The sequence below is a fragment of the Bacteroides caecigallinarum genome, assembly GCF_016902295.1.
Taxonomy (GTDB): Bacteria; Bacteroidota; Bacteroidia; order Bacteroidales; family Bacteroidaceae; genus Phocaeicola; species Phocaeicola caecigallinarum_A.
On the sequence record NZ_JACJLQ010000071.1, the window covers coordinates 1 to 4310 of the forward strand.

Consider the following 4310-nt stretch of genomic DNA (forward strand, 5'->3'; position numbering starts at 1 on the left):
TAAATATATTTCATCAATGTCATGAAGGCATTCTTCACATGCTTGTTCGGGAACCCCAGCTTGTAGATATTCGATTTCTTATCGTAATCTTTAATCGTCAGATACCCGCCTTGACGTAGATTTTCAAAATTCTGTATTCCTATAGGGAATTTCATGTTGGGCAATTAAGAATTAAAAATTAAAGGTTAAGTTACGAGGCTTAACTTCGTTGACCGCATCCCCGCTCGTCACATTATCCATCTACTCCTGGTCATTTTTGGAAGCTTATCCTATATTTTGCTGATAAATTCATTGTCTATTTCAAAAGCCTTACCATGCAAATTGGTTTTCCATGTACATTTTTCAACATCCAAGTCTATATAATTTTCAATAATCCCTTTCCTGAAAGGAATTTCCTTTAATGTTGGATTAAATGCGCGTATGGCTTTTTGTAAAGAATTATCTCTTTTTTTGGGCTTATTCAGTATGTCAAAAGAAGTTATATATAGGTGTGTCACATTCTTAATGAATATATTAAGCATATCTTTGGTTGGCAGACATACTTTTCCATTAATGAAAGGAGATAATTGACCTACCAATAAATTATGATTAAACATTTCATCCCATACTCTCTTCTCGTATGCATTTTCAGAACCATGATGCGGTATCTTATAAAGTGATGCACTGTTTTTTGAGATACAGCTACAATTGTCGAGAATACATAGCCATCCACGTTTATTGTCTTCTGATGTTTCCAGATCACCTCCTAAAATAGCTGTATATCCGTTAACACTTACTTGCAGAACAACACACTTTTCATTCGGACTGCGAACTATAATTTTTCTGTTGGAGCATGGGACATAATTTCTCATTAATTCTGAGATTTCTGTTCCAAAATCTGATATTACTGCGTCTGAAGGAGAAAGAGCTATCACTTTTATGTCATTTCTTTCATCATTTCTACTATACAACACACGATCCTGTAATATTGTTTTCACAGGTATTTTTCTCTGATTAACTATATTCAGACATTTAGCCATGATATCCGTTGAGGAAGTATGAGACAATAATTTATCATTCCTGCTGTCAAGTCCGATAAACTCAAGAAACTTGGCTTTGTCCGAAGTTACAGCGAATGCTAATGTTGCGGATTTACATTCTTCAAGCAGCTTGTCTATCCCAAGAATATGGTCGTTATGCCAATGTGAACAAACTATTAATTTTACTTCCGTCTCAATGTGAACACCAAGTGACTTCAAATACTCAAGAGGCAAAGATTCTTTTGTAACAGGGTCTATGCACGAATCTACCACCATCCAATTATTCATACCTAATTGTACCACAACAGATTCTCCATATCCTCCACCTGTTCCAATCAAAGAAACTCTGAATAGATTCATTCCCACATGATACCCTCCTTCAACTTATCAACATCATTCATTATAGACTCAAATTCATTATTGCTCAAGTTTATACTTCTTTTAAAACGGATAAAAGATTGTTTTATTATTTGTCCATAGTAGTTGGCATATCCTATACTCCAATAAAAAACAGCTCCCACATTCAGTAAATGCAAATCACAATTTGATATATCTTTTTTTTCAAACTCAGCAATCTCGTGTGTAGTGTTTTCATCTGTATTTATTAATACAGCTGTAAAAGTTTCATCTTTTATTTCGGTGACATTACCTATCCAGTTGAGTGAATGACAAATATAATTCAAATTGCTTTTGGAACTTTTTATTAACGGTAACTCTATCTTTTCAGATTTATCACAGTCTCTAGTCTCAAATGTTGATAGTAAAGATACTCTTTCCTTAATCGGCAGTTGAATCTCTTCTAAAACCAAATCTTCATACAATGTAGGCAAACTATTGTTTGTATAGTTGTCAAAGAAAGAATATTTGTTGATTTGTAATGTTGAATCTCCCATTATCCGAAAATTTTAGAAAGAATATTTGAAACTATTTCTTTTGAGTTTGCCGCACAATAATCAAATTTATCCTCTACGAGTTGCGATGCCTTGTAACCGTTACTGTTAGGCTCCAGATTAAAATGATTGTTTATATTGAAATTTATGCCGAAATTCACCTTCAGTTCAGGTTCAGACGGTGATATACTCACACGTCTGAAAGATGTGTTTCCTGATTCTGTAGATTCTATTATTTCGATGTTTAACAATCTTGGTGATGTAAGAATATCATTCCAGTTATTCAATGGTGCCAGCCTGTCTCCAAAGTTATAATAGTTGTCGGCATTTTTTAATGATAAATCATATACATTATTAATGCCTACAGCTTTTATAGGAGTCTCATTCAATATTTTGAAGATATTTATAGCTAAATCACGCATAGGATAGAAATATGGTTTTTTCATTGTTTTGAAATCACATCTATTTCTTGAGACTTCAATACTCAACCATTCTCCCAACTGGAATCTGGAAAGTTCATTCATGACTATCTCTATTTTCGCATTTTTGGCCTCTTCCTCCTGTATAAGGTCTTTTGATGCCAACCAATAAGGGTGAAATATAGAAGGATTGAAATCTCCTAAAAACACCAATCCTCTCGTTTCAATCTCTAAATATTTATCTATCATAAATAAAATACTTTTTGTCGGCTGAATATCATAATATTCACAAAAGTAATTTTTAATTCCGATATATCAAATAAAAATATTCTTTTTCTTCCTTATATTAAACCGAAATTCCCCCATGCCCGGCATTACCAGCCGCCGCATGGAGGAATCCCTTATATAACCTAGTCCCTAGTCAACCAGTATCTAGTCTCTAACAACTAAAAACTAACAACTAATGTTTATACATCTCCTCATAATACCTCTGATAATCCCCAGAAGTCACATTATCCATCCACTCCTGGTTCTCCAGATACCATTTCACGGTCTTCTCTATCCCCTCTTCAAACTGCAGGCTCGGTTCCCAACCCAGCTCACGCTGCAGCTTCGTAGAGTCAATAGCATAACGCATGTCATGTCCCAGACGGTCAGTCACGTAAGTGATCAGATCCAGAGAATAACCTTCCGGGTTACCCAGCAGTCTGTCCACGGTCTTTATCAGCACCTTTATGATGTCGATGTTCTTCCATTCGTTGAAACCGCCTATGTTATAAGTATCCGCAATCTTTCCGTTATGGAAAATCACGTCTATCGCACGCGCATGATCCACCACATACAGCCAGTCGCGCACGTTCTCACCCTTGCCATACACAGGCAGCGGCTTGCGGTGACGGATATTGTTGATAAACAGCGGAATCAGCTTCTCCGGGAACTGGTACGGGCCATAGTTGTTCGAGCAGTTAGTCACTATAGTCGGCATCCCGTAAGTATCATGATAAGCACGCACAAAGTGATCCGAGCTCGCTTTCGAAGCCGAGTACGGGCTGTGCGGATTGTATTTGGTATCCTCGTAGAAGAAATCCTTACCGTATGCCAGATGATGTTCCGACGATGAAGCCGTAGTAGTGAACGGCGGTTTGATACCCTCAGGATTAGTCATTTCCAGAGCCCCATACACCTCGTCAGTAGAGATATGATAGAAACGCTTGCCCTCATACTTCTCAGGCAGACTCTCCCAGTACAGTTTTGCAGCCTGCAGCAGGCTCAGCGTACCCATCACGTTCGTACGTGCGAAAGTGAACGGATCCTTTATCGAGCGATCTACATGGCTCTCTGCAGCAAAATGGATGATACCGTCTATCTGGTATTCCTTCATAATCTCCTGCATGCGTTCGTAGTCGCAAATGTCAGCCTTTACGAACACATAGTTAGGCTTATCCTCTATGTCCTTCAGGTTAGCCAGGTTGCCGGCATAAGTCAGCTTGTCCAGGTTGATGATTCTGTACTCAGGATATTTGTTCACGAACAGGCGCACTACGTGGCTGCCTATGAAACCGGTGCCGCCGGTTATCAGGATGTTACGGTTGAAGTTTATATCTCAGTAAATTATTGGTTTTATTAATTTTTTTTATTCTCTTCTTATATGCTTCAATACCTTCATTGTGTAGAGTAATAATTTTTTACGAGAGACATAGAGTCGCTCATATCCGCATAATGCAGATGGAAGTTAGGAACCCCCTCCAGATGAGCTATTCTCTCACGATAATCTACAGAGCTTCTGCGTATTATCCCGTGTACCTCATATCCCTTATCCAATAGTAATTCACTCAGGTAACTGCCATCCTGACCCGTTACACCTGTAATCAACGCTATATTCTGCATATTAGTTTATGAGTTTTTAAGTTTTCGAGTTTGTTGATGTTTTTAAGTTTTTAGTTACCGTTCCGCTCTCATCGGATTATTCAGAAAATCCTCGT

Annotated in this window: 4 protein-coding genes and 1 pseudogene; all 5 read right to left on the reverse strand. The window is 37.7% G+C overall.

The window, feature by feature from the left end; all coding sequences use genetic code 11:
- Positions 1-269: 269 nt before the first annotated feature.
- Positions 270-1379 carry an MBL fold metallo-hydrolase gene (locus H6A27_RS13850; RefSeq protein ID WP_235340345.1) on the reverse strand — a complete coding sequence of 370 codons (1110 nt, stop codon included), beginning with the start codon at positions 1377-1379 and terminating at the stop codon, positions 270-272.
- Positions 1376-1912, reverse strand: a complete 537-nt coding sequence (locus H6A27_RS13855; protein ID WP_154042715.1) for a hypothetical protein — start codon at positions 1910-1912, stop codon at positions 1376-1378. The genes H6A27_RS13850 and H6A27_RS13855 overlap by 4 nt, the downstream gene beginning before the upstream one ends.
- Complete coding sequence (locus H6A27_RS13860) at positions 1912-2577, reverse strand: hypothetical protein (RefSeq protein ID WP_154042714.1); 666 nt, start codon at positions 2575-2577, stop codon at positions 1912-1914. The genes H6A27_RS13855 and H6A27_RS13860 overlap by 1 nt, the downstream gene beginning before the upstream one ends.
- A gap of 211 nt (positions 2578-2788) precedes the next feature.
- Positions 2789-3928 carry a GDP-mannose 4,6-dehydratase gene (locus tag H6A27_RS13865; RefSeq protein WP_204509107.1) on the reverse strand — a complete coding sequence of 380 codons (1140 nt, stop codon included), beginning with the start codon at positions 3926-3928 and terminating at the stop codon, positions 2789-2791.
- A gap of 83 nt (positions 3929-4011) precedes the next feature.
- Positions 4012-4215: pseudogene (locus H6A27_RS13870) on the reverse strand (GDP-mannose 4,6-dehydratase); the annotation flags it as partial.
- Between the last annotated feature and the right edge of the window lie 95 nt (positions 4216-4310).